The sequence below is a fragment of the Antribacter soli genome (genome assembly GCF_021568775.1).
Classification (GTDB): domain Bacteria; phylum Actinomycetota; class Actinomycetes; order Actinomycetales; family Cellulomonadaceae; genus Antribacter; species Antribacter soli.
The window spans coordinates 15,460-40,758 of the sequence record NZ_JAKGSG010000065.1 but is presented as its reverse complement, the minus strand read 5'-3'; the positions used below and the strand labels follow the sequence as shown (position 1 = coordinate 40,758).

At 72.4% G+C, this 25,299-nt stretch carries 22 protein-coding genes, 1 pseudogene and 1 riboswitch; of the genes and pseudogenes, 10 read left to right on the top strand and 13 right to left on the bottom strand.

The features are described from left to right. Positions 1-684, bottom strand: a pseudogene (locus tag L1785_RS22065) (hypothetical protein); the annotation flags it as partial. Positions 685-1,101: 417 nt separating this feature from the next. After that, positions 1,102-1,255, top strand: a riboswitch (cyclic di-AMP (ydaO/yuaA leader). Between L1785_RS22065 and L1785_RS22060 the strand changes: the two are divergent. From L1785_RS22060 to L1785_RS22040, 5 genes are all read left to right on the top strand, one after another. Further along, positions 1,256-2,032, top strand: a complete 777-nt coding sequence (locus L1785_RS22060; RefSeq protein ID WP_236091400.1) for a C40 family peptidase — start codon at positions 1,256-1,258, stop codon at positions 2,030-2,032. It abuts the riboswitch before it with no gap. Between the two features lie 331 nt (positions 2,033-2,363). Further along, complete coding sequence (locus L1785_RS22055) at positions 2,364-4,082, top strand: hypothetical protein (RefSeq protein ID WP_236091399.1); 1,719 nt, start codon at positions 2,364-2,366, stop codon at positions 4,080-4,082. Between the two features lie 133 nt (positions 4,083-4,215). After that, complete coding sequence (locus L1785_RS22050; protein ID WP_236091398.1) at positions 4,216-5,172, top strand: alpha/beta hydrolase; 957 nt, start codon at positions 4,216-4,218, stop codon at positions 5,170-5,172. Positions 5,173-5,310: 138 nt separating this feature from the next. After that, entirely contained in the window at positions 5,311-5,583 is a 273-nt protein-coding gene (locus L1785_RS22045) for a hypothetical protein (RefSeq protein ID WP_236091397.1), read from the top strand. A gap of 75 nt (positions 5,584-5,658) precedes the next feature. Beyond that, positions 5,659-6,237 (top strand): 1-acyl-sn-glycerol-3-phosphate acyltransferase, encoded by a 579-nt coding sequence (locus L1785_RS22040; RefSeq protein WP_236091396.1) that lies wholly within the window; start codon positions 5,659-5,661, stop codon positions 6,235-6,237. Between the two features lie 135 nt (positions 6,238-6,372). Here the strand turns inward: L1785_RS22040 and L1785_RS22035 are convergent, their stop codons facing one another. Together L1785_RS22035 and L1785_RS22030 are read right to left on the bottom strand one after the other, a co-directional pair. Further along, positions 6,373-7,491, bottom strand: coding sequence for a dipeptidase (locus L1785_RS22035; protein ID WP_236091395.1), 1,119 nt, complete (start codon positions 7,489-7,491; stop codon positions 6,373-6,375). A gap of 28 nt (positions 7,492-7,519) precedes the next feature. Then, complete coding sequence (locus tag L1785_RS22030; RefSeq protein ID WP_236091394.1) at positions 7,520-8,395, bottom strand: universal stress protein; 876 nt, start codon at positions 8,393-8,395, stop codon at positions 7,520-7,522. Between the two features lie 135 nt (positions 8,396-8,530). On the opposite strand from L1785_RS22030, the gene L1785_RS22025 reads away from it, so the two are divergent. Next, a complete protein-coding gene (locus L1785_RS22025) occupies positions 8,531-10,201 on the top strand; it encodes a GAF domain-containing sensor histidine kinase (protein ID WP_236091393.1) in 1,671 nt (556 codons plus the stop codon). A 3-nt stretch (positions 10,202-10,204) separates the two neighbouring features. On the opposite strand, the gene L1785_RS22020 is transcribed toward L1785_RS22025, so the two are convergent. The 7 genes from L1785_RS22020 to L1785_RS21990 form a co-directional block, all read right to left on the bottom strand. After that, entirely contained in the window at positions 10,205-10,858 is a 654-nt protein-coding gene (locus L1785_RS22020) for a response regulator (RefSeq protein ID WP_236091392.1), read from the bottom strand. Between the two features lie 31 nt (positions 10,859-10,889). Next, the gene (locus tag L1785_RS22015) at positions 10,890-11,450 is read right to left on the bottom strand and encodes a hypothetical protein (RefSeq protein WP_236091391.1); all 561 of its coding nucleotides are present in this window, start codon (positions 11,448-11,450) and stop codon (positions 10,890-10,892) included. 157 nt (positions 11,451-11,607) lie between these two features. After that, positions 11,608-11,964 (bottom strand): RNA-binding S4 domain-containing protein, encoded by a 357-nt coding sequence (locus tag L1785_RS22010; RefSeq protein WP_236091390.1) that lies wholly within the window; start codon positions 11,962-11,964, stop codon positions 11,608-11,610. A 72-nt stretch (positions 11,965-12,036) separates the two neighbouring features. Next, positions 12,037-14,439: a beta-xylosidase/alpha-l-arabinosidase gene (locus L1785_RS22005; protein ID WP_236091403.1), complete on the bottom strand. Its 2,403-nt coding sequence runs from the start codon at positions 14,437-14,439 to the stop codon at positions 12,037-12,039. 30 nt (positions 14,440-14,469) lie between these two features. Further along, positions 14,470-15,363 carry a carbohydrate ABC transporter permease gene (locus tag L1785_RS22000; RefSeq protein WP_236091389.1) on the bottom strand — a complete coding sequence of 298 codons (894 nt, stop codon included), beginning with the start codon at positions 15,361-15,363 and terminating at the stop codon, positions 14,470-14,472. Further along, entirely contained in the window at positions 15,360-16,400 is a 1,041-nt protein-coding gene (locus L1785_RS21995) for a carbohydrate ABC transporter permease (RefSeq protein ID WP_236091388.1), read from the bottom strand. The genes L1785_RS22000 and L1785_RS21995 overlap by 4 nt, the downstream gene beginning before the upstream one ends. An 8-nt stretch (positions 16,401-16,408) precedes the next feature. Continuing rightward, entirely contained in the window at positions 16,409-17,707 is a 1,299-nt protein-coding gene (locus L1785_RS21990) for an extracellular solute-binding protein (protein ID WP_236091387.1), read from the bottom strand. A 223-nt stretch (positions 17,708-17,930) separates the two neighbouring features. Here L1785_RS21990 and L1785_RS21985 point away from each other — a divergent pair, with 223 nt between their 5' ends. Then, the gene (locus tag L1785_RS21985) at positions 17,931-18,977 is read left to right on the top strand and encodes a LacI family DNA-binding transcriptional regulator (RefSeq protein ID WP_236091386.1); all 1,047 of its coding nucleotides are present in this window, start codon (positions 17,931-17,933) and stop codon (positions 18,975-18,977) included. Positions 18,978-18,989: 12 nt separating this feature from the next. Here the strand turns inward: L1785_RS21985 and L1785_RS21980 are convergent, their stop codons facing one another. After that, on the bottom strand, positions 18,990-19,580 hold the full coding sequence (locus L1785_RS21980; RefSeq protein ID WP_236091385.1) for an isochorismatase family protein: 591 nt from the start codon (positions 19,578-19,580) through the stop codon (positions 18,990-18,992). 61 nt (positions 19,581-19,641) lie between these two features. Then, a complete protein-coding gene (locus tag L1785_RS21975; protein WP_236091384.1) occupies positions 19,642-20,091 on the bottom strand; it encodes a MarR family winged helix-turn-helix transcriptional regulator in 450 nt (149 codons plus the stop codon). A gap of 119 nt (positions 20,092-20,210) precedes the next feature. Between L1785_RS21975 and L1785_RS21970 the strand changes: the two genes are divergently transcribed. The 3 genes from L1785_RS21970 (at position 20,211) to pgi (ending at position 24,289) form a co-directional block, all read left to right on the top strand. Beyond that, on the top strand, positions 20,211-21,341 hold the full coding sequence (locus tag L1785_RS21970) for a GNAT family N-acetyltransferase (RefSeq protein WP_236091383.1): 1,131 nt from the start codon (positions 20,211-20,213) through the stop codon (positions 21,339-21,341). Beyond that, a complete protein-coding gene (locus L1785_RS23000; protein ID WP_268915583.1) occupies positions 21,338-22,489 on the top strand; it encodes a GNAT family N-acetyltransferase in 1,152 nt (383 codons plus the stop codon). The genes L1785_RS21970 and L1785_RS23000 overlap by 4 nt, the downstream gene beginning before the upstream one ends. Positions 22,490-22,585: 96 nt before the next feature. Beyond that, on the top strand, positions 22,586-24,289 hold the full coding sequence (gene pgi, locus L1785_RS21960) for a glucose-6-phosphate isomerase (protein ID WP_236091382.1): 1,704 nt from the start codon (positions 22,586-22,588) through the stop codon (positions 24,287-24,289). Between the two features lie 80 nt (positions 24,290-24,369). Here pgi and L1785_RS21955 read toward each other — a convergent pair whose 3' ends face one another. Then, positions 24,370-25,188 carry a copper homeostasis protein CutC gene (locus L1785_RS21955; RefSeq protein WP_236091381.1) on the bottom strand — a complete coding sequence of 273 codons (819 nt, stop codon included), beginning with the start codon at positions 25,186-25,188 and terminating at the stop codon, positions 24,370-24,372. Between the last annotated feature and the right edge of the window lie 111 nt (positions 25,189-25,299).

Below are 25,299 nucleotides of genomic sequence, written 5' to 3'. Positions count from 1 at the left end.
CGAGGGCGCGTCGGCCGCGATCGGGATGATCTGGAAGTAGATGATCGTGTCGCCACACTCGAAGAACCGGTTCTGCGTGTTGCTCGTCAGCTGCGTCTGCACGTTCGACGTGTCCGCAGTTCCGGGGTTGGCCGTGGTGTAGGTGTCGGGGTGCGCAGCCCGGAACCGCGGCTGTTCGATGTCACCAGCGGACGGACCCGGACCTGCGGTGTCGACCAGGATCGTGACCTCGTCGGCCGCGGCCGAAGCAGCGTCCGATGCGGGAGCTTCCGGTACTCCAAGTTCCGCCGCCGCGGGCTCGGACTCGGGCGCGGGCGCCGGCTCGGCGGGTGCAGGCTCCGCAGGCTCGAGCACGACAGGGGCGGGCTCGACGGATGCGGGCTCAGATTCTGCGGCAGCCGGATCCTCGGGTGCCGGTCCGGGAGCCGGGTCGGGCGCCGGCTCAAGTGCCGGCTCAGGAGCCGTCTCCGGTGCGAGCGCTTCGGTGCCCGAAGTGTCGCCGGCGATGGCGGCGTCGGATGCCGGCTCGACGACGCTGCCGTCGTCGGCGAATGCGGTGCTGATCGCCAGTCCACCGGTCGCTGTGGCAAGAGTCGCCGCCAGACATGCGCCCAGCAGCCTCCTGACCCAAGGTGCTGATTCTCGGCGGCGCTCTTGGGCGCGACCGACTCCGGAGTGCCGCATGACATTCTCCTCAGAGAAAGCCAGGGGGTCGGCAGCGCGTCGTTGCCCGGCCGAGGGAAGCCCCCCGGCTCTCACTTCGAGGCTTGCACTCTGCCGCGTGGCGATCACCACCCGAGGGGGGTGAATTGCGCCGCGTGAATGCATTTAATCGGCTTTGAATGCTTTTAGCGAGAATTGAATTGTTCCAATGGTTTCGCCGCCCGGACGGGTGTGCGCGCCGAGGTCGATGCCAACCGGGATCTCGATGTTCGAGGTGGCGCCGCGGGTCGAACGGGACTTTTCTCCAATATCGACACACCGACGACACGCCGGTCGTGACCTGATCGTGACTTTTCCAGGAACCTGCGTTACGGTCTCTCCACCCAGCGGACGATCCGCCGGGGACCCAGGCGGGCGCCGAGCCCTGTCACCGCCCGAGGTCTGCTCTCACCACACATGACAGGGACGGGGGACCCACGTACGTGGACACCACGGTGTCCTTGGGGTGAAGCCGAACAGCAGGTCCGTTCGGCCGGGTCAGTCTCCGACCCGAACCCGACAGCTCACCTCGCAGGCGTCCTGGAGATCTGCCGTGACCTCACGCACCCCCGGGCGCCATCGTGCTGCCCGCAGACCCCTCACCCCCCTCACCCCGTACTCCCGCGCCGCCGCGCGCGGGATCGGCGCGGCCGCCCGCCGGGGCGCCCTCGTCGCAGCCGGTTCCGGCCTCCTCGTCTCGGTGTTCAGCGCCCCGGCCAACGCCGTCACGAGCACCGAGAGCAGCAGGATCCTCAGCACCGTCGACCTCGGAGCACTGACGGAAGAAGCCAGCCAGGCACTGGCGGCCGCCCCCGTCGTGAGCGTCTCCGCGGACGCCCGGTTCACGGTCGAGAGCTCCGCCGTCGTCGTGACCCCGCCGCCTGCGCCGGAGCCGGAGCCCGTCGCCGAGCCGGCAGCCGCGGTCGAGCAGGCCGAGGAGACCACCCAGACCGTCGCCGCCGAGCCCGCCGAGGAGGTCGCCGTACCCGCGTCGGCCGCAGGCTCCACGGTGGTCGCGGTAGCCATGCAGTACCTCGGCGCGCCGTACCTGTGGGGCGGCTCCACGCCCGCCGGGTTCGACTGCTCAGGGTTCACCTCGTACGTCTACGCCCAGGTCGGCATCGACCTGCCGCGCACGTCGTCCGAGCAGCGGTACGCCGGGACGGTCGTCTCACGCGCCGAGGCCCAGCCCGGCGACCTGATCTGGAGCCCCGGCCACATCGCGATCTACGCCGGCGACGGTATGCAGATCGAGGCCCCGGTGCCCGGCGAGACCGTCCGGTACGGAGAGATCTGGCAGTCCAGCCCCGTCTTCATCCGCGTCGGCTGACCGGCTTCTGCATGGTGGCGAGGGCCTCACCTCATGGGTGGGGCCCTCGTCGGCGCTTTTCAACCGGATGAAACTGGTTGCGTGATCGGAAACTTTGCCGATTCGCTTGACTTGCGCCTTGCGCATGTGTCAGCCTCCAAGAGGAAAGAGCCAGGGAGCATCCCTCGCACGGGCGACGAAGCGTTGCCGGCCCCCTGGCTTCCTTGGACAGGGGAGAGCCATGCCACACTCCGGAATCGGTCGCGCCCAGAAACGCCTCCGAGCAACGAGCACCAGGTTTCTGAGCGCCTGCCTGGCGGCGGCTCTCGCCACCGCCGTCGGCGGTCTGACGATGAGTGCCGCATTCGCCGACGACGGCAGCGCTGTCGAACCGCCATCCGACGCGGCCATCACCGGCGAGACCACGGGCACCGAAGCGCCCGCACCGGAGACGGCTCCCGAGCCGGCTCCCGAGACGGCTCCCGAGACGGCTCCCGAAGAGCCGGCTGCCACAGAAGCTGAGCCCGCAACCGTCGAGCCCGCCCCCATCGCGCTCGAACCTGCGGAGCCAGCACCCGCCGAGCCGGCGCCGGCGCAGCCGGTCACGATCCTGGCCGAGACCGCGGGCACCGGTCCGTCCGCCGCTGACATCGGCCAGCCGCTGTTCCGGGCTGCGCACCCCGACACCTACACCACGACGGACACGTCTGGCGCCGACACCTCGAACGTGCTGCCGCAGCTGACGAGCCAGTCGCAGAACCGGTCGTTCCAGCGCGGCGACACGGTCATCTACTTCCAGGTCGTCCCTGTCGACGCCGACGCGCCCGCGGGCGAGTCGACGGTCACGGTCACCACGAGGTTCGACACGAGGTTCGGGAACTCGGACCAGGTCGGCATCACCCAGGTGACGGCTTTCCTGGCGACCGGCGACTCCGGGTACGTCAGTGACGATCAGGAGACCATCGACCCCACGTCAGCCTCCGGGACCTGGTCGGCCGGCGAGATCGAGCTGGCCAGCACGGTCACCGACGTCGAGGCCGGCGAGACGATCGTCATCGAGTACCACGCGACCCTCACCTACGGTGACCCGCCCGGGACCATCACGGGCAACCTCCACGCGGGGAACTACGGCATCCTCGTGTCCCAGAACTCCGGGGCAGGACCGGTGTCGGACGCCGGTCGGGGCGTCCAGACCTTGCCGCTGTTCGCCAACGCGGTCCTGGTCACCGCGGTGCCCGTCAACCCGGCCGTCACCCAGGCGGTCTGTGTGGGCGGTGTGGTCACACCCCCGACCCTGACCCTGGCGCCCAACGGCCTGGGCGTCACCTACTCCGCCAACACCGCCGGCCCTTACCTCGCCGGCCAGACCGCCACGGTCACAGCAACCACCGGCTCCGACTACACCTGGGCCGCGATGCCGACAGGCTGGACGCAAGCGTCCCCGACCGTCGCGACGTTCTCGGTGAGGTTCGACGACGTCCAGTGCGCCGTCGAGCCCACCGACCCCGTCGACCCGGTTGACCCCGTCGACCCCGACCCGGTTGACCCCGTCGACCCCGTCGACCCGGTCGACCCCGTCGACCCCGTTTTCCCGGTCGACCCCGTCGAGCCCGTTTACCCGATCGACCCCGTCGACCCCGTTTACCCGGTCGACCCCGTCGAGCCCGTCTTCCCGATCGACCCCGTCGAGCCCACCGACCCCGTTGACCCGGTCGACCCGGTCGACCCGGTCGACCCGGTCGACAACACCGACAGCACCAACCCCGTCGACGACACCAACGACGCGGGAGAGGTCACGGTCGGGCTGGTCACGCCCACGCTGACCACGACCGGGGGCATCACGTCCACCACCGCGCACGCCGGCCTCAACGCCGCCGGGCAGTCCGTGACGGCCACCGACAAGGGGGTCACGGGCCCGATCCTCCCGGTCACCGGACCCGACGAGACGAGCGCACTGGTCGCCCTGACCACGCTGAGCCTGATCACCGGTCTCGTCCTGACCGTCTGGGCACGCCGGCGCCGCCAGCTCGGCCGTCGCCTTCCCCGTCGCCTGGGCCGCCACCTGGCCTGACACCACTCAGCCGACCACCCACACGGCTGCACACAAAGGAGGGGCCGACCGGAGACACCGGTCGGCCCCTCCCGTTCCCGGCCCTATCGTGGGCGCGTTGCGGAAACGCCGTCGCCGCCCACGAAGGAGTGACATGCCGGACCTGCCCCGTCCGCCGTTCGACCCCGAGCTCGCGGACGTCCTGGAGTTCCTGCCGATGCTGCAGGGCACCCTCAGGCCCGAGGACATCGAGGCGGCCCGGGCCTCGGGCGCGATCCCGCTCCCGGAGAGCTGGACGGAAGGCCGTCCGGTGACGATCGAGGACCGCACGGTCCCCGGGTACGACGGCGGCGAGATCACCGTCAGCGTCCTGCGGCGCACGGACCACGCCGGCGACGGCCCGGCGGTCTGCTGGATCCACGGCGGCGGGATGATCAGCGGCAGCCGCCTGCAGGGTCTCGACGCGATCGTGGACTGGGTCGAGCGGTACGACGCCGTAGCCGTCACCGTCGACTACCGCCTCGCGCCCGAGCACCCCGACCCGGTGCCGGTGGAGGACTGCTACGCGGCCCTCGTCTGGTTCGCCGGGCAGGCCGAGGAGCTCGGCTTCGACCCGGAGCGCCTGATGATCGCGGGCGGCAGCGCGGGCGGTGGCCTGGCCGCGGGCGTCGCGCTGCTGGCACGGGACCGCCGGGGTCCCGCGATCGCCGCCCAGCTCCTGCTCTGTCCCATGCTCGACGACCGCGACGCGACCGTCTCGACACGCCAGATGGACGGGGCCGGCGTGTGGGACCGGGTCAGCAACCGGACCGGCTGGGGTGCCCTGCTGGGCGACCGGTACGGGACCGACGACGTCTCGCCGTACGCCGCGCCGGCGCGCGCGAAGGACCTCTCCGACCTGCCGCCCACGTTCCTCGACGTCGGCTCGGCCGAGGTGTTCCGCGACGAGATCGTCGCGTACGCCTCGGCGATCTGGGCGGCCGGCGGGGACTGCGAGCTCCACGTGTGGCCGGGCGGCTTTCACGCCTTCGACGGTCTCGTCCCCGGCGCGGCCGTCTCTCGGGCCGCGCGTGCCGCGCGCGAGGCGTGGGTGCAGCGCAGGCTCACCTGACCTTGCTGGACGCCGCACCCCAGCCACCGGCTGCGGTGCGGCGCAGACTGCGGTAGACAAGGGGTCCACGGCCGGTCGCGCAGGGGTGTGCGTCCGGCGGTTCACGTCGCGGCACCACAACTCCAGGGGGAGAACATCATGGCCAGCGTCCGAGGTAGCTCGTTGTCCATCGCACTTCTCACCGCACTGCTGGACCCCGAGGAGGACGGGCTGAAGTCGCCCCTCGTGCAGGACCTCCTCCACGAGGCCCTCGCCAACCGCTCCGATGCGCGAGACGTGATGATCGCGCTGCTCGCCTCGTCCGGCTCGATGCTCAGGCAGATCAGCCACCACAACGAGCAGACGCCGCTCGAGTCGCTGCAGCGCGTGGCGCTGGGGTTCCAGAAGAAGGTCGTAGAGCTGGGCTCCTGAGCACCGAATGGGTTCGCGCGCCGGTTCCGGTTACCGTTGCCGGATGCCCACCGTCGTGCCTTCCGTGACTCGCGCATGATCCGCCGCGCCCTGGCTGCCCTGTTCTGGCGCGTGACCGGCTACCGCCTGCAGGCCGAGCCGTACCCGGAGCCGCCGGCCGTCATCGTCGCCGCGCCGCACACGTCGAACTGGGACTTCGCCTTCTTCCTCGCGATCCTGTGGTCGCTGCGGATGCGCGTCCGCTTCCTCGCCAAGCACACGCTGTTCCGCGGCTTCGCGGGCTCGGTGCTGCGGGCGCTCGGCGGCGTCCCCGTGGACCGGCGCGACCCGGCCGGGCTCGTGGACGACCTGATCCGGCGCTTCCAGGCCGGCGAACGCTTCTACCTCGTCATCACGCCCGAGGGGACGCGCAGCGCCGCGAAGGGCTGGAAGTCGGGGTTCTACCGGATCGCGCGCGAGACGGGCCTGCCCGTCGTGACCGGATATGTCGACAAGGTGACGCGCACGGCCGGCGTCGGCCCCACGATCGAGCTCACGGGCGACGTCCGCGCCGACATGGACAAGTTCCGCGCGTTCTTCGGGCCCAAGAAGGGCCTGCGGCCCGAGTTCACCTCCGTGCCGCACCTCGCGGCGGAGGACGAGCCCGAGGGCTGACGCCCGCGGGGCCCGCCCCTCGCTGTGAGCGGAGTTCGTGCCGCCTCGCGAGGCCGCAACCCGGCACATTCTCCGCCCACAGCGGGCCGGCCCGGGCACAGCGGGCCGGCCCGGTCCGCGTCGGGCCGGCCGCCGTCAGCCGGCCACGTCCTCCGCGGCGCGAAGCACCCGCAGCATGTTCCCGCTCGTGAGCCTCGCCAGGTCCGCGTCGGACCAGCCGCGGTCCGCGAGCGCCGCGAGGAGCCGAGGGTAGCCGGAGACGTCCTCGAGCCCCTCCGGGAGGAAGGACGTGCCGTCGTAGTCCCCGCCGAGGCCCACGTGGTCCGCCCCCGCCACCTCGCGGACGTGCTCCACGTGGGCGACGACGTCGTCCAGCGTCACTCTCGGCATGGGGTGCGCGACGCGCCACCGCTCCAGGAACGGCGTGAACGCCAGGTAGTCGGTGTCGCGGATGCCCTCCGCAGCGGCGGCCGCGGCGCCCTCCGCCTTCCACTGCGCCACCGCGGGCGACACGAACTGCGGCACGAAGGTCACCATGCAGATGCCGCCGTTCGCGCCCAGGGCGGCGAGGACGTCGTCGGGCACGTTGCGAGGTACGTCGCAGACGGCCCGGGCCGACGAGTGCGAGAAGATGACCGGCGCGGACGTGACCCGCAGCGCGTGCCGCATGGTGCCCGCCGACGTGTGCGACAGGTCGACGAGCATCCCTATCCGGTTCATCTCCCGGACCACGTCCTCGCCGAAGGGCGAGAGGCCGCCGAGCACCTCCTCGTCGGTCCCGGAGTCGGCCCACGGCACGTTGTCGTTGTGGGTGAGCGTCAGGTAGCCGACGCCCAGGGCGTGCAGCATGCGCAGGACACCGAGCGACGAGTCGATGGAGTGGCCGCCCTCGGCGCCCATGAGGGACGCGACGCGGCCCGAGGCCCAGGCGGCCTCGACGTCGTCCGCCGTGCGGGCGAGCGTCAGCCGGTCCGGGTAGCGCGTGACCATGCGGTGCACGGCGTCGACCTGCTCCAGCGTGGCGGTCACGGCCGCGCCGCCCGCGAGCGTCGCCGGCACGAACACCGACCAGAACTGCGCCCCGACGCCCCCGGCCCGCAGGCGGGGCAGGTCCGTATGGGTCGACGCGACGGGTCCCGCGATGTCGAGGGCATCGAAGTCGTACGCGACCTGCTGGCGCAGCTCCCACGGCAGGTCGTTGTGCCCGTCCCAGACGGGCGCACCCTCCAGGAGCCGGGCGATCCGCGGCGTCATGCGGGCGACCCTACCGTCCGCCACAGGCTCAGTCGTGGTGCTCGTGCACGACGACGACCGGGCACGGCGCTCCGCGGAGCACCTTGTCCGGCACGCTCCGCAGCAGGCGGCCCAGCATCTGGGAGTGCCGCCTGCCGCCCACGACGACCAGGTCGTCGGGGGCGAGCCCCTGCAGCAGCACCGTCGCGGCGTCGCCCGTGCGGAGCGTGACCGTGGAGGTGACCCGGGGGTGCTTCTCCGCCCAGCGCGTCACCTCGTCACCGATGTCCGTGGCCGCGGCCTCGCGCCAGGCCGCGGTGAAGCCCGACCGGTCCAGGCCGGCCTCCACCCCGAGCGGCTCGAGGACGTGGACGATCTCCAGCCGGCAGCCCCGGCGCTCCGCCTCGGCGAAGGCAAGCTCGAGGACCAGGCCCAGGTCGTCGTCGCGGCTCGCTCCCACGACGACCCGTCGCGGGTCGCCCGTGCTCGCCCCGGCCGGGACGACGGCCACGGGGCCGTGGGCTCCCGCCGCGAGCGCCGAGGACACGGACCCGAGCAGCATGCGGTCGAGCGGCCCGAGCCCGCGCCGGCCGACGACCACCAGGTCGCAGGACCGCGCCTCCTGCGCGAGCACGTGCGGGGCGGACCCCTGGGCGATCCTCGTCTGGACCACCCGGTCGCCGGGCCGAGCGTCGCCCAGCCGCGCCATGGCCCGGTCGATCGCGTACTGCGCGTCCTCGCGGGCGTCGGCCACGGTGAACCCGACCTCCGGGATCACCGGGGACGCCGGCACCGAGTACGCCGACAGGACGGTCAGCCGTGCCCCGTGCCGATCTGCGGTCCGGGCCGCCCAGTCGAGCGCGCGCATCCCTTCCTCGGAGCCGTCCACCCCGACGACGACGCCCCGGTACCAGGTGCAGCTCATCGCTTCCTCCTTCGCTCACCACAAGAGAACCGCGGCGGTGGGCCACCCGGTCAGAGGCGCCCGGCCCCACCGGGCGGGCCGAAGGTCCCGGCCCGCTACGGTGGGATCGGCGGGGTCCCGAGGGCGGAGGTCGGCATGGTGGAACGCGCGAGCGCCCGGATGGACCTCCTCCTGGAGGCCATCGTCAACCTGGGCCGGGGGCTGGAGGTCGAGTCGCTGCTGCACCGCATCGTCACGACGGCGGCCGACCTGGTCGACGCGCGGTACGGCGCACTCGGGGTCCTCGGCGACGACGGCCAGATCGCGCGCTTCCTGACCGTGGGGCTCTCGGAGGACCAGATCCGGCGGATCGGCCCGTACCCGACGGGCCACGGGGTGCTGGGCGAGCTGATCCGCCACCCCGTGCCGCTGCGCCTCCAGGACCTCACGACGCACCCCGCCTCGATCGGCGTGCCCGCCGGGCACCCACCGATGCACTCGTTCGTCGGCGTACCGCTGCGCGTGCACGGCGCGGCCTTCGGCAACCTCTACCTGACGGAGAAGCGGGGCGGCCGCTTCTTCGACGCCGAGGACGAGCGGACGCTCGAGGGGCTCGCGGCGGCCGCCAGCGTCGCCGTGGAGAACGCCCGCCTCTACGACGAGGCGCGGCTGCGGGAACGCTGGGCGCACGGGAACGACGAGATCTCCCGCCGCGTCCTGGCGGGCGCTTCGCCGGAGGAGGTCCTCGATCTGGTCGGCGCGGAGGCGATGCTGGTGGCGGCAGCGGACCTGGCGGCGATCGCCGTGCCCGAGCCCGGCACCGGACGGCTCGTGGTCCGGTCCGCGTGCGGGCTCGGTGCTCAGAGCATGCGCGGGACGACGCTTCCTGCCTCCGGCACCTTCGCCGCGCAGACGTTCGTGTCGGGGCTGCCGATGGTCACGGCCGACGCCGTCGCCGACGACCGCGCCGGGCTCTCCCTCGCCTTCCCCGACGACCTGGGCCCCCTCGTCGTCATGCCCCTCGGCGAGCAGGAACACACCAGGGGCGTGCTCGCCGTGGCCCGGCGCCGCGGCGGCGCACCGTTCGCCCCCGTGGTGGTCGAGGCGCTCAGCGCCTTCGCGGCGCAGGCCGCGCTCGCGCTCGAGCTCGGCGAGCGGCGCACCGACGCCGAGCACCTCGCCGTCCTCCGCGACCGCGAGCGCATCGCCCGCGACCTGCACGACCTGGCCATCCAGCACCTCTACGCCACAGGCCTGTCCCTGCAGGCCCTGGGCCGGAAGGTGGAGGGCGACGCCGGCGCGCGCCTGGCCGCCGCCGTCGACGAGGTCGACGAGACGATCTCGCTGATCCGCACGACGGTCCACCGGCTGCAGCCCGGAGGGGGCGCCCGTCAGGTCGGCCTGCGCTCCCGCGTCATCACCGAGGTCGACCGCGCGGCCCGCTCGCTCGGCTTCACCCCGCACCTGCGGTTCGAGGGGACCGTCGACACGTCCATCCCCGCCGACATCGCGGACCACGTGGTCGCTGTCCTGCGCGAGAGCCTGTCCAACGTCGCGCGGCACGCCGGCGCCACCCGCGTCGACGTGGTCCTCACGGTGTCCGACGACGTCGCGGTCACCGTGGTCGACGACGGAACCGGCCTGCCGGGCCACCTCGAGCACCGGGGCGGGCTGGCGAATCTCGCCGACCGGGCAGGCGAGCTCGACGGAAGCCTCGACGTGGTCCCCGCCCGGGCGGACGGCGCCCGCGGATCCGACCGCGCCGGCGACCGCGGCGTGGGGCCCGGGACCCGGCTGACCTGGCGGGTCCCGCTCCCGGAGGCCTGAGCGTCAGTTGCCCTCGCGCTCCAGCTTCGTCGCCAGCACCGCCGCCTGGACACGCCGCTCCAGCCCCAGCTTGGCGAGGATGCTGGACACGTAGTTCTTGATCGTCTTCTCCGCGAGGAAGAGCTCCTCGCCGATCTGCCGGTTCGTCATGCCCTGCCCCACGAGGGCGAGGATGCGGCGTTCCTGGGTGGTCAGGGACGCCAGCGGGTCGTCGGCCGGGTGCGCGTCGGCCCGGAGGCGCTCCATGACCTGCGCGGCGGCGCGCGGGTCGAGCGTCGAGCCCCCGCTCGCAACGGTCCGCACGGCGTCGACCAGCTCGGTGCCACGCACCTGCTTGAGGACGTATCCGGCGGCGCCGGCGAGGATGGCGTCGTAGAGCGCCTCGTCGTCCGCGAACGACGTGAGCATCAGGCACGCCACGGACGGTATCCGGGAGCGCAGCTCACGGCAGACGGTGACGCCGTCGCCGTCGGGCAGCCGCACGTCCAGGACCACGACGTCCGGCGCGATGGCGGGCACGCGGGCGATCGCCTCGCGTGCCGTGCCCGCCTCGCCGACGATCTCGAGGTCGGGCTCCGAGCCGAGCAGGTCGGCGACGCCCCGGCGAACCACCTCGTGGTCGTCCACGAGGAAGACTCGGACCGGGGCGTCGTTCACGGGGTTCACGCTACTCGGTGGAGAGCGCGGATCACCGCAGGACCGGGTACTTCTTGACCATCGGCAGCTCGGCCCACCAGCGACCGAGGCCCAGGGTGTGGCCGGCGGCCACCGCGGCGAGGCCGACCAGCACGACGGCGTCGATGATGTGCGCGTCGACGAACGGGTTGTTGGCCAGCGGCAGCGATGCGAGCCACATGAGCATCAGGAGGACCACGCCGGCCCCGGCCGCGATCCGCAGGCCGATTCCGAGCGCGAGGGCCGCGCCGATCCCGAGGAGGCCCAGCATGAAGAGCCAGTCGATGAAGGCGTTGCCGGCAAGCCCGGCGAAGAACCCGCCGAACGTGCCCTCGACGTTGCTGAGGTAACCCGTGGTCGGCGAGCCGCCGTTCACCCAGGCGCGCTCGGCCGGCGTGGCCAGGCCCCACCCGAACAGCTTGTCGCCGAACGCCCACAGGAACTCGAAGGCCAGCAGGAGCCGGACTCCGGCGAAGGCGTAGCGTCCGACGGTCTGAGCAGTGACGCCCGCGACCGCGGCGCTCTTCACCTCCCGCGCCTCGACGGTGTGGATGTGGTGGCTTGCGGCGGTCATCATGTCCTCCCAGGGACGAGGGCCGGACCAGCTCCGGCCTCTGGCACCACCGTCTCCCCGCGGGGCGGTCGCAGGTGAGAGGCGGCGGCCCCGTCCCGGACGGGACCAAGGTCCCGTCCTGCCAGGCCCGTCGGCGGCGCCGCACCCCGCGCCGCGGTCAGCCGCGGCCGCGGAGGCGGTCGATCTCGCGCCGCTCCCGCTTCGTGGGGCGTCCCGCCCCGCGGTCGCGCAGCCCGACGGCCTCGCGCTCCACGCGCGTCGGCACCGGCGGGCTGTGGTCCTTGTAGGCCTTGACGGCGAGCGGTGCGCCCACGCGCTTGGGGATCAGCTCGACCACCTCGACGACCCGGTCGCGCAGCGGCTCGCGCCACGTCACGCGGTCGCCGACGGTGACCGTCGTCGCCGGCTTGGCCGCGATCCCGTTGATGCGGACCTTGCCGCTGCGGCACAGGTCGGCGGCGACCGAACGGCTCTTGGTCAGCCGCACCGCCCACAGCCACAGGTCGATCCGCATCCGGCCATTCTCCCCTGACCTGAGACGCCGAGACAGTCGGTCCGCCCGACCATCTCGGCGTCGTGGCCACGACTACGACAGGGTCGTCGTCACCCAGCGGGGATCCGCCCCGGTCACGCGGTGCACGTCGCCCGTCACCTTCACGGTGGCGCGGTCCGACGTCGGCCCCCCGCGTCCCGCGATCGCCCCGGTGCCAGGCTCGTCCAGATCGGCGATGCCCTCTGCGACGACCTGGACCTCGTTGTCGCCGGCACTCGCGCCGGCCCACACCTCGACGTCCCCGGGCTCGACGATCCTGGTCATCGAGCGGTCCGAGAACGCGAAGCGCTGGGTCGGGACCTCGAACGTCACGGTGACGGACTCCCCCGGCGCCAGCTCGACGCGGCGGTAGCCGAGCAGCTGGACGGTCGGGCGGGCGACCGAGCCGAGGACGTCGTGCCCGTAGAGCTGCACGACGTCGGCGCCGGCCACGTCACCCGCGTTCGTCACGCGGACCACGGCACGGAAGGTGCCGCCCGCGACGACCTCGCGGTCCACCGCCACCAGCTCGCGGCCGAAGGTCGTGTACGAGAGCCCGAAGCCGAACGGGCGCAGCGGTGTCGAGTCGGTGGAGGTGACCTCCGACGGGCCGCCGAGGATCGGGCGCAGGTACGAGTACGGCTGCGACCCGGTGGAGCGCGGCAAGGAGACCGGCAGCCGGCCCGACGGGTTGACCCGGCCAGTGAGGACGCCGGCCACGGCGGTGCCACCCTCCTCGCCCGGGAAGAAGGCCTGGACGACCGCGCCGGGCTTGGCGGCGTCGCCGTCCAGCGCCCAGCCGATCGCGTACGGACGACCCGTGAGCAGCACCATCACGACCGGTGTGCCCGTGGCGAGGACCGCCTCGACGAGCTGACGCTGCACGCCGGGCAGCTCGAGCGACTCGCTGTCGTTGCCCTCCCCCACGGTGCCGCGCCCGAAGAGCCCGGCCTGGTCGCCCACGACGACCACCGCCACGTCCGCTGCCTGCGCGGCGGCCACGGCCTGCGGGAACCCGGACGTGTCGTCGCCCTCGACCTCGCACCCCTGCGCGAAGGTGACCACCGCGCCCGGAAGCTCGCCACGCAGCGCCTCGGTGACCGTCGGGATCTCGAAGCCCAGCGGCACCTCGGGATGGTGCGCGAGCACGTGGTTGGCAAACGAGTAGCAGCCCATCAGAGCCTCGGAACGGTCCGCGTTGGGGCCGATCAGGGCGACTCGTGCTCCGGTCCCGGCGCCGAGCGGGAGCACCCCGTCGTTCGACAGCAGGACGACCGACTCCTCCGCCAGGCGGCGGGCGACATCGCGGTGGCTGGGCGAGTCGAGGTCGATCGAGACGGGGGGCGCGCCCTCGAACGCGTCGGCGTCGAGGAGACCCAGCTGCTCCTTCTGCGCCAGGGCACGCAGGACGGCGCGGTCCACGTAGGCCTCGTCGAGCTCGCCTGCGCGGATCTTCTCCGCCAGCGGCGCCAGGTAGGCGTCACCCGACGGCAGCTCGATGTCGACGCCTGCCTCCAGCGCGAGGGCAGCCGCCTGCCCGCGGTCGGCCGCGATCGCGTGCATGACGGTGAGGAAGGCGACGCCGAAGTAGTCGGCGACCACGACGCCGTCGAACCCCCACTCCTCGCGGAGCAGGCCCGTGAGGTACTCCTGGGCGGAGTGCATGGGCACGCCGTCGACGTCGTTGTAGGACGCCATGACCGACCGGGCACGACCGTCCAGCACCGCCATCTCGAACGGCGGGAGGAACACGTCGGCGACCTCGCGCGGACCGGCGGAGACCGGGGCGTGGTTGCGCCCGCCCTTGGAACCGGAGTAGCCGGCGAAGTGCTTGAGCGTGGCGTGCACGCCGGCGTCCTGCAGGCCGCGCACGTAGGAGGTTCCGAGCGTGCCCACCACGTACGGGTCCTCGGCGATGCACTCGTCGACCCGGCCCCAGCGGGGGTCGCGGATGACGTCGAGCACCGGCGCGAGGCCCTGGTGGATGCCGAGCTGCTTCATGGACCCGCCGATGAGGCGCCCCATCTCCTCGACCAGGTCCGGGTCGAACGACGCGCCCCACGCCAGCGGTGTCGGGAACGTCGCGGCCTTCCAGGCGGCAAGGCCGGTGAGGCACTCCTCGTGGACGAGCGCGGGGATGCCCAGGCGCGTCTCACGCTTGAGCCGGCGCTGCTCCTCCCACAACCAGGCCGCCCGCTCGGCCGGGTCGACCGGCCGCGTGCCGTAGACACGCGTGTAGTGGCCGAGTCCGTGAGCGGTGACCTCGGAGAGCTTGCCGGGGTCCTGCCGGCCGGCGACCATCTCGCCCTGCATGGGTGCGACGACGTCGCCGCCCTGGTCGAGCCAGTAGCCGACGATCTGCGCGAGCTTCTCCTCGAGGGTCATCTGCGCGTGCAGTGCCCGCACGCGCTCCGACACCGTGGGCGTCGCGGGCGACGCGACATCAAGATCCGTCATCGGGACCATGTCCTCTCTGTATGAGCTGGGTCAGCCCTTGACGGCGCCCTGGAGACCGTTGACGATCCGCTTCTGCATCGTGAGGAAGAACACGAGCGCGGGAACCATCGCCAGGGTCGTGAAGGCGAAGACACCTGCGATGTCCGAGGAGTGCTCGGACGAGAAGTCGGCGACGCCCAGCGGGAGCGTCTTCATGTCGCCCTGCAGCAGCAGGAGCGGCAGCAGGTAGGCGTTCCACGAGCCGACGAAGGCCAGCACGCCCACGGTCACCAGGCCGGGACCGGACAGCGGGATGAGGATGCGCCAGAAGAAGCCGATCCGGGACGTCCCGTCGAGCATCGCTGCCTCCTCCAGCTCCTTGGGGAGCGCCTGGAGGAAGGGCCGCAGGATGACCACGGTCATCGGGAGGGCGAACGCGGCCTGCGGCAGCGCCACACCCCACCACGTGTTGCCGAGCTGGAGGTCGCGCGTGATCAGGATGAACAGCGGGATGATCGCCACCGTGGCCGGGAACAGCAGGCCGAGGACGAAGACCATGTAGAGGCCCTCGCGCCACCTGAACTGGTAGCGCGCCAGGGGGTACGCGGCCATGACCCCGAAGACGACCACCAGGGCCGTCGTGACGACGGCGATGACCGCCGAGTTGAGCGCGTACTGCCAGAAGGCGGGGTTGGTCAGCACACCCGTGTAGTTGCTCAGGACCCAGGGATCGGGCGGACCGGCGGGGTCCGCGGCGAGCTGCGCGTTGGTGCGGAAGCCGCCCAGCACGCCGTACAGCACGGGGCCGAGCGTCAGCGCCACGACGACGAGGGCGACGGCATAGACGAGCGGGTTCCCGCCCTGGAAGGCGTTGGTCGAGCGCCGACGGCGCCTCTCCCGTGCGGTGGGGGCGATCGACAGGTCGGTCAAGGCGTCGGCGCTCACTTCGTGGCCTTCTTCCGGGTGACGACGGTGTCCTGGTTGTCGCGGCGCAGGACGAAGTACTGGTAGCCGAGCGCCAGGACGAGGGCGACCACGAACAGGACCACCGACGCCGCGGCGGCGATGCCGTAGTTCTGCCGCTTGGTGCCCTCGGTGATGAGGAACGTCGCCATCGTGCTGGTCGCGTTCGCCGGGCCGCCGCCGGTCAGGATCCACACCATGTCGAAGAGCTGGAGCGAGCCGATCATCGACAGGAAGGCCCAGGTCCGCAGCGTGGGTCCGAGCAGCGGGATCGTGATCTTGCGCTGCACCTGCCACCAGGTGGCGCCGTCGATCTGGGCGGCCTCGTAGAGCTCCTCGGGCACGCTCTGCAGGCCGGCGAGGAACAGGATGACGGCGAGACCCAGGTACTTCCACGTCAGCACGACGACGACGGTCAGCAGGGCGTAGTCCGGCGTGCCGAGCCAGCCCTGCGCCGGGCCGCTGAGGCCTACCGCCTGGAGCATCGTGTCGATCACGCCGTACTGCGGCTGCAGCAGCTGGTACCAGACGACGCCGGCGATGACCTCCGCCAGCACGTACGGCACGAAGATGACGGTCCGCAGCAGGCCTTGTCCCCACATCGTGCGGTTGAGCAGCAGGGCGATCGCGAGTCCGAGCGGGAGCTGGATGCCGATGGACAGCACCACGATGACCAGGTTGTGCACCAGGGCGTCGGTGAAGACCTCGTTGGTGAGCACCGAGACGTAGTTCCGCAGGCCCACGAAGTCCACCAGGGGGCCGTAACCCTTCCAGCGGTACACCGAGAACTGGACGGCCTTGACGATGGGCCACACGACGAAGAACAGGAACAGCGCCAGAGCGGGCGTCACGAAGAACGCGATCTCGAGCCCCTTGCGCAGGGAGGCACGGTTTCCGCGGCGTCCGCCGACTCCCGGGGGCGCCGTCCGCGCACCTGCGCGGACGGCGGCCCCGGCAGTCAGGGTGGACGTCGCAGGCGATGCGGGCGCGCCCATGCGGGCGGTCGCTCCGTCTGCCACGTCGACCACTACTCCTTCTCTGCGTCCGCGGCCGCCTGCGTGGCGTCCACGACGTCCTCCGGTGAGGCCTCGCCGGCGAACATCAGCGCGATCGCGTCGTTCATGGCGCCACCGACCGACGCGCCGAACGCCGTGTCGAAGTAGAGCTGCACGTACGGGGCGCTGTCGCGGACGTCGAGCAGCGTGACGAGCGCCGGGTCGGCCACGGAGCCGGTCGCGGCCGGGTTGGTGGGCAGGCCCATGTCGAGCTCGGCGAAGCCGGTCTGCACCTCGTCGGACAGGAGGTAGTTCGCGAACTCGACCGCGATGTCCGGGGCACCCTGGGACACGGCCCACGCGTCACCGCCACCGAGGGCGGCGGCGGCGGCGCCCTCCTGGTCCGGGAACTCGGGGAACGCGAACCAGCCGGTGTCCTCGCCCAGGCCCTGCTCGTCCTCGGTGAGGCCCTGCATCACGCCGGGCTCCCAGTGGCCGGCGAGCTCCATGGCGACCTTGCGGGTGGCGAGGAGGCCGGAGGCCGAGGTGGGGCCGGACTGCGCGGCGGTCGACAGGAAGCCGGGGTTGAACGGCTCCGTGGCGATGATCGCCTCGAGGTCCTCTCCGGCGCGGACGAAGCACTCGTCGGAGAAGTCGAGGCTGGTCACGGCGTCCGTGAGGACGTCCTCCGAGCACTCGCGCAGCGCGGTGTAGTACCAGTAGTGCGCAGCGGGCCACTTGTCGCCCGCACCCACGGAGATGGGGTCGATGCCGGCGGCCTTGAGCTTGCCGACCGCCTCGTCGAACTCGTCGATCGTGGTGGGCGCCGCGGTGATGCCCGCCTGCTCGAACAGCGCCTTGTTGTACCAGAAGCCCACGACGCCGACGGAGAAGGGCAGCGCGTAGGTCTGGCCGTCGACCTGCCAGCCGGCGACGGAGCCACCCAGCTTGGCGATCGTCTCGGCGGAGGCCTCGCTGATGTCCTTGGTGAGGCCGGCCTCGACGTGGTCGGCGAGCTCGCCGCCGCCACGCTCCATGTAGATGTCCGGGATCTGCGCGTCGTCACCGCTCTGGAACGCCGCGTCGAGCTTGGTGCCCATGTCCTCGTGCTGCATGGCGCTGACCTCGATGGTCACGCCCGGGTTCGCAGCCTCGAAGTCGGCCGCCACCTTGTCGTAGTAGTCCTTGCCTGCGCCTGTGTTCGAGTTGTGCCACCAGGTGATCGTGTTCTCGTCACCCGAGGCGCCGGCCGAGCTGCCACAACCGGCAGCCAGCAGCGCGACCGTGGCGCCCAGCGCCAGGGCGCTCGTCGCTTGCTTCATCCTCATCATCGCGGAAACCCCTTGGTCGTCATCGACGGGTCGTTGTCGACAGCCACAGATCTCTGTCAGAGCGAGGGTGGCAGCGAGACCTGGGCACTGTCAAACGTTTTCGATAACGTTTTTACAACGCGTGATGTCCCAACGGGCGTGACCACCAACCCAAGGTACTGTCTCTCACGTGCACAGTGCGGGCGAAACCCCGGAGCCCACCGCCGGGCCGGGAGAGAAATCGTTGGCGAATGCGGCGGCGGAACGGTGGCCGTCCACCGCCGACCAGGGTGGGCGTGTCACGATCACCGACGTCGCGAAGGCCGCCGGCGTGTCCGTCGCGACCGTGTCCAAGGTGGTCAACGGCCGCTACGGCGTGGCGCCCGCGACAGCCGCGCGCGTGTTCGAGGTCGTGGAGCAGCTCGGCTATGAGTCGTCCCTGGTCGCCCGCAGCCTGCGGCGGCGTCGCACGAACGTCATCGGCGTCCTCGTCGCCGAGTTCGAGCCGTTCAGCACCGAGCTTCTCAAGGGCATCTCGCAGGCCATCGAGGGCACCGGCTACGAGCTCCTGGCGTACTCGGGCGGCAGCGCGGACGGCAACCGGGTCGGCTGGGAGCGGCGTTCCGTGTCCCGCCTCGGCGGCACGCTCATCGACGGCGCCGTCATCGTCACCCCCACGGTGGTGGCCCCCGTGCACGACAACGTCCCGATCGTCGCCATCGACCCGCACACCGGCCCGTCCGGCGCGCCGACGATCGACTCCGACAACCTGGCTGGTGCACGTACCGCCACCGAGTACCTCATCGGCCTGGGCCACCGGCGCATCGCCCACCTCCGCGGACGTGAGGACCTCGAGTCCGCCCGGCTCCGTGAGCTCGGCTTCCGGGAGGCGATGGAGGACGCCGGGATCGAGGTCGACCCCGACCTGATCCGCGTCGGCAACTACCGCCCGGACCTGGCCGACGCCCCCGCGCACGAGCTCCTCGACCGGCCCGACCGGCCCACCGCCGTGTTCGCCGCCAACGACATCTCCGCGATCCGCATCGTCGAGGTCGCCCACGAGCTCGGCCTGCGCGTCCCCGAGGACCTGTCCGTGATCGGTTTCGACAACGTTCCCGAGTCGGCGTCCTGCAACCCGCCGCTCACGACGATCGCCCAGCCGCTGCACCAGATGGGCGCCGAGGCGCTGCGCATGGTGGTCGACCTCATCGAGGGCACCCCCCGCGAGCACCACGTGCGGCTGCCGACGTCGCTCGTCGTCCGCGCCTCCTGCGCCCCGCCGCCCGCCTGACCCGCCCAACGCTCAGGCCCGGCTCTCCTCGAGGAGCGTCAGGATCTGCGCCGTGGTCCCGGTCTCGCCGAGCAGCGGGAAGATCCGCTCCACGGAGCTCTGGTGTGCCTCCGGGTTGAGGTCGGTCATGGCGTCGACGGCGAGCGTGACGTGATAGCCGCGCTCGTGCGCCGCCCGGGCGGTGGAGTCGACGCCGAGGCTCGTCGCGACACCGGTCAGGACAACCTGGGTGACGCCGCGGCTGCGGAGCTGCAGGTCCAGGTCGGTGCCGTAGAACGAGCCCCAGCGCCGCTTCGTCACCACCACGTCACCGTCGTGGCCGGCCAGGTCGTCGACGAGCTGGTCCCAGCCCTCCGGCGCGACGCCGCCCGACTGGCGGCCGCTCATGTCGGTGCGGCCGCGCGCGGCGTCCGACCCGTCCGCGGCGAAGGTGAACCGGGTCAGCACGACGGGCAGCCCGCGGGCGCGGAACGCCGCGGCGAGCTCGACGTTCCTCGCGATGACGTCGTCGGCCGCGTGGGGGGCGGTCGGGCGGGCGCGGAAGCCGTTCTGGAGGTCGACGACGACGAGGGCCGTCCGGTCGTCGAGCTGGGTGACGGGCATGGTGGTTCCTTTCGAGAGGGAGAGCGGTGCCCGCCTCGGCGGGCAGCGCGCAGGGTCAGGGTCAGGGACGGGTGAGCCGCTCCAGCAGGTCGATCGCGGTGACGAGGACCTCGCGCTCGGCGTCGGACAGCCGCTCCTGCACCGCGCGCGCCAGCCACTCGTCGCCGGCGCGCCGGGAGTCCTCGAAGTGGGCGCGGCCGACGGGAGTGAGCGAGACGACCTGGCGCCGGCCGTCCCGGGGATCCGGACGCCGCTCGATCAGGCCGCGCTCGGCGAGCACGGCGAGCGTGGGCGTGACCGCCTGCGGGCGCACACGCTCGGCCGCGGCCAGCTCGCTGGCCGACGCGTCACCCTCCTTGCCGAGCCTGCTCAGCACCGAGGCCTGCGACGGGGTGAGGTGGCGGTTGTCCGCCAGTTCCTTGAACCGGCGGTACAACCGCCCGAACACCACCTGCAGGTCGCGCGCCGCACGGGCGGCCGGTTCGGAGATCTCGAGCGGGTCAGCCGGCATGCCGTCACCCTAGAGTGTTCAAGGCGACTTGTTCAAGTTAGCTTGTCTAAATCGGACCCGGACCGGCCTGCCGGCGAAAAGACCTCGCGCGACCGCCCGACCGGAGCAAGGGTGAGGACATGACCTCCTCTCGCACCGCCTGGCACGTCGTCGAGGCGCCGAACGCCGCGTCGCTCGACGACGCCGAGGCCTGGGCCTACCACGGCATCGCCGCCGTCTCCGAGGCCTGCCAGCAGGACCTGTTCGGTCACGCCGACCTCGCCCAGAACGCCCGGGGGGTCCTGGTCGGCATGGACAACCAGCAGTACACGACCAAGCACCGGTTCGTCGCGGTGCGCGACCCCGCCTCCGGCGACGGGGTTCACCCGGGTGCGTCGGACGTCGTCGGGCACGCCTTCATCGCGATGCCCGAAGCAAGCAACCGCCACCTGGCCGAGATCCACGTCGCGGTGGACCCCGCCCACCGGGGCCAGGGCATCGGCTCCGCGCTCCTGGCGAGCGCCGAGGAGGTCGTCGCGGCGGCCGGCCGGACACAGGTGATCGGCGAGCCCATGTTCGCGGCCGAGGCGCCCGAGGGCATGGACGCCCTGACGCCGTCGAACGGGAGCGGCCGCGTCCCGGCGGACCTGCCCACGACGCGCTTCGCGACGCGGCACGGGTTCGCGCTGGCCCAGGTCAGCCGGAAGTCGGTGCTGGACCTGCCGGTCGACGCGGCACGCCTGGCGAGGTTCGAGGACGAGTCGCGCGCCGCCGCCGGCCCGGACTTCCGCCTGCACACCTGGCAGGACGAGATCCCGGAGGAGTGGCTGGACGGGCTCGCGGTGCTGGAGACCCGCATGACCACCGACGCCCCCCACGGCGACCTCGACGTCGACGAGGACGTATGGGACGCCGACCGCGTGCGCACGTTCAGCGAGATGCAGAAGCGGAACCGCAACGGGTACCTCATCACCGCGGTCGAGCACGTGCCCAGCGGAGCGCTCGCCGGCCACTCGATGCTCCTGTACCCGCTCGAGGACGGGCCGTTCGCGTTCCAGGAGGACACGATCGTGCTGCGCGAGCACCGCGGGCACCGGCTCGGGATGCTGCTCAAAGCCGTCAACCTCGCCGAGCTCGCGCGGGTGCGGCCGTCGACCGAGCGCATCCACACCTTCAACGCCGAGGAGAACCAGCACATGCTCGCCATCAACGTCGCGCTGGGCTTCCGCCCGGCCGGCGGCGCCGCGGCCTACCAGAGGTCGCTCGCATGACCGGCTCCCGGCAGGACCCGCCCGTGCGCATCCTCCGCGTGCCCGTCCCCGCCGGGGAGGCGCCGCTCGAGTCGCCCGAGGCCTGGGCGGTGCACGGCACCGTGCTTCTCGACCATGTGGTGGACGCCGAGATCTACGGTCACGACGACCTCTCGCTCGACGCCGCGACCGTCCTCGGCACGATGGTGCGCGAGCAGGACTACGAGCGGGTCACGCGGTACGTCGCCGTCGCGGACGAGCTGCCCGAGGCCTCGGGCGCGTCCGCGACCCCGCCGCCCGAGGCCGTGGTCGGGCGGGCGATCGTGCGGCTGCCGATGAAGGACAACACGCACCTCGGGACGGCGCACGTGCGGGTGCATCCGCAGTGGCGGGGCCGGGGCATCGGGTCGGCGCTCTGGGAGGCGTGCCTCGCGGAGATCCGCGACGCGGGACGCACGGTGATCATCGGGGACTCCGACTCCGGGGTTGAGCCGCCGGCCGGGCCGGACGCCCTCGAGCCGCCCACCGGGAGCGGCCGCTTCCCCCGGCACGATCCGGGGTCCGTCTTCGCCCTGCACCGGGGCTTCGCGCTGGAGCAGGTGTACCGGCACTCGGAGCTCGAGCTCCCCGTCCCGGTGGAACGGCTCGACGCCCTGCGGTCGGCCGCCCGGGAGTGCGCGACCGGGTACCGCGTGCACGTGTGGCGCGACGAGGTCCCGGACGAGCGTCTGGGCGACCTGGCGGTAATGGAGACCCGCATGTCCACCGACGCGCCGAGCGGCGACCTCGTGATCGAGGAGGACCGGTGGGACGCCGCCCGCGTGCAGGAGGCCCACAGCGCCCTGCGCGAGCGCGGCCGGCGGTTCGTCCTCGCGGCTGCCGAGCATGTCGCCTCAGGGATCCTCGCCGGGTTCTCCATGGTCTCGTTCGCCCAGGACCGCCCGACGGTGGTGGACCAGGAGGACACGCTCGTGCTGCGCGAGCACCGCGGGCACCGGCTGGGGATGCTCGTGAAGGTCGCCGTCCTGGACGAGCTGGCGAACGTGAACCCGCAGGCCGTGCGCGTCCACACGTGGAACGCCGAGGAGAACGACCACATGCTCGCGATCAACGTGGACCTCGGGTTCCGCCCGGCCGGCGTGGGAGCCGAGTGGCAGCTGCGCCTGTGAGGTGACGAACGAGACAGGGCGGGCGCGGCCCAGGGTCACTAGGTTTGTCCAGGACGTACTTCACGGACCCGATGAACGGAAGCGCAGGCCGTAACGATGAGCAGCTCCCCCGTCGATGCCACGACGACCTCCGCGTGGGCGGACCTCACCAAGCACTCCGAGGCCCTCCAGCCTGACCTCCGCGGCTGGTTCGCCACCGACCCCGGTCGCGCGTCGCGGTTCTCCTTCGAGGCCGCCGACCTGTACGTCGACCTGTCGAAGAACCTGTTGACGGACGAGGTCCTCACCTCGCTCCTCGAGCTCGCCGAGGAGGTCGGGGTCACCCAGCGTCGCGACGCGATGCTGGCCGGCGACCACATCAACGTCACGGAGGACCGGGCCGTGCTGCACACGGCGCTGCGCCGCCCGGCCGGACAGCCGCTGACCGTGGACGGGCAGGACATCGACCACGACGTCCAGGCCGAGCTCGCCAAGATGTACGCGTTCGCCGAGAAGGTGCGCTCCGGCGAGTGGACCGGGGTCACCGGCCTGCCGGTGCGGACGATCGTCAACATCGGCATCGGCGGCTCCGACCTCGGCCCGGTCATGGCGTACGAGGCGCTCGAGCCCTACGTCGCGGAGGGCCTGCGGGCCCGGTTCGTGTCGAACATCGACCCGACCGACGTGGCCCAGAAGACGGCCGACCTCGACCCGACCACCACGCTCTTCATCGTCGCGTCGAAGACGTTCGGCACCCTCGAGACCCTGACGAACGCGCGCCTCGCGCGTGAATGGCTGCTGCGCTCCCTCGTCGCCGCCGGAGCGATCGAGGACACCGAGGAGGGGCGGCGCGACGCCGTCGCCAAGCACTTCGTCGCCGTGTCGACGGCGCTCGACAAGGTCGCCGCCTTCGGCATCGACCCCGCGAACGCGTTCGGGTTCTGGGACTGGGTGGGCGGCCGGTACTCGATGGACTCCGCGATCGGCACGTCGCTCGCGATCACGATCGGGCCGGACAAGTTCGCCGAGCTCCTCGCGGGCTTCCGCGCCATGGACGAGCACTTCGCGACGGCGCCCCTGGCGCAGAACGTCCCGGTGCTGATGGGCCTCCTGAACGTCTGGTACGTCAACTTCCGTGGCGCCCACACGCACGCGGTGCTCCCGTACGCCCAGCAGCTCCACCGCTTCGCGGCCTACCTGCAGCAGCTCACGATGGAGTCCAACGGCAAGTCCGTCCGCTGGGACGGCTCGCCCGTCACGTCCGACACCGGCGAGGTCTTCTGGGGCGAGCCCGGCACGAACGGTCAGCACGCGTTCTACCAGCTCATCCACCAGGGCACACGGCTGATCCCGGCCGACTTCATCGCCGTCGCGCAGCCCGCCTACCCGCTCGTCGACACGGAGGGCGACGGCGGTGCCGTTGCCGCCGGCGCCGACGTGCACGGGCTCTTCCTCGCGAACTTCTTCGCGCAGACCAAGGCCCTCGCCTTCGGCAAGACGGCCGACGAGGTCCGCGCGGAGGGCACGGCCGAGGCCCTCGTGTCCGCCCGCGTGTTCTCCGGGAACCGGCCGACGACGTCGATCCTCGCCCCCGCGCTGACTCCGTCGGTGCTGGGGCAGCTCGTCGCGCTCTACGAGCACATCACGTTCGTCCAGGGCGTCGTGTGGGGCATCGACTCGTTCGACCAGTGGGGTGTGGAGCTCGGCAAGAAGCTCGCGCTCGAGGTGGCCCCGGCGGTCGCCGGGGACGAGTCCGCGCTCGCCGCGCAGGACGCGTCTACGGCGGCGCTGATCACCAAGTACCGCGAGCTGCGCGGCTGAGGCACCCTGCTGGGACCAACCGAGGGCGAAACTGCCGAAGTAGATGTGGCGCCAGGCTGGATGGTCGCCTGGCGCCACATCTACTTCGGCAGGTTCGCCTCCTCGACCACGCGCAGAGCCTCCGCCGCCGCCGTCGCCACCGCCTCGTCCGTCGTCTCGTACCCACCGTCGCCCCCGCCGCCCGGCCCGCCGTCGTCCACGACGACGCGCTTCGCGGAGAGGTGCACCGCATGCACACCGGCGCCTACCAGCGCCGCGACGTCCTCGGGCCGCACGCCGCCGCCCGCCATGATCTGGACGCCCAGCTCGCGCCCGCGCGCCGCCAGCTCGGCAAGCCGGTCGAGGCCGTCGATCGCGCGGGCTGCCCCGCCCGACGTCAGCACCCGGGTCACGCCTTGCCCCGCCAGCACGTCGAGCGCCGCGACGGGGTCGGCGAGCGTGTCGATCGCGCGGTGGAACGTCACCTCGGCGCCGGCGTCGGCGGACCGGGCCGCGTCCACGAGCGCCCGCAGCGCGGCGACGTCCACGACGCCGGACGGCAGCAGCGCCCCCACGACGACGCCCGCCGCGCCGGAGGCCACGGCGGCGCGCGCGTCGCGCGTCTGGACGGCCACCTCGACGGAGTCGTACACGAACCCGCCCGGGCGCGGCCGGACGAGCACGTGCACGCCCGTGTCCGACGGGTCCCCGGTCACCCGGAGCGCGTCGAGCGTCGCCTCGAGGAGGCCGGTCGACGGCGTGAGCCCGCCCGTCGCTCCCAGTGCGGTGCACAGCTCCACGCGGGCGGCACCGACGCGGGCGGCGATCAGCGCCCCGACAGGGTCCTGGACGGCGAGCTCGAGGGCGACGGGGGCGACGGGGGCGGCGGAGTCGTCAGGGGCGACTGGCTGGGACGGCACGCGCGCCAGGGTACGCGCAGCGGGCACCGCGGCACCCGCGTAGCCCGGAATCGACACCGGGAGCGGTCGTGGCGCGTGGTGGACCGCCCGCGGCGGCGCTCGTCCGCCGTC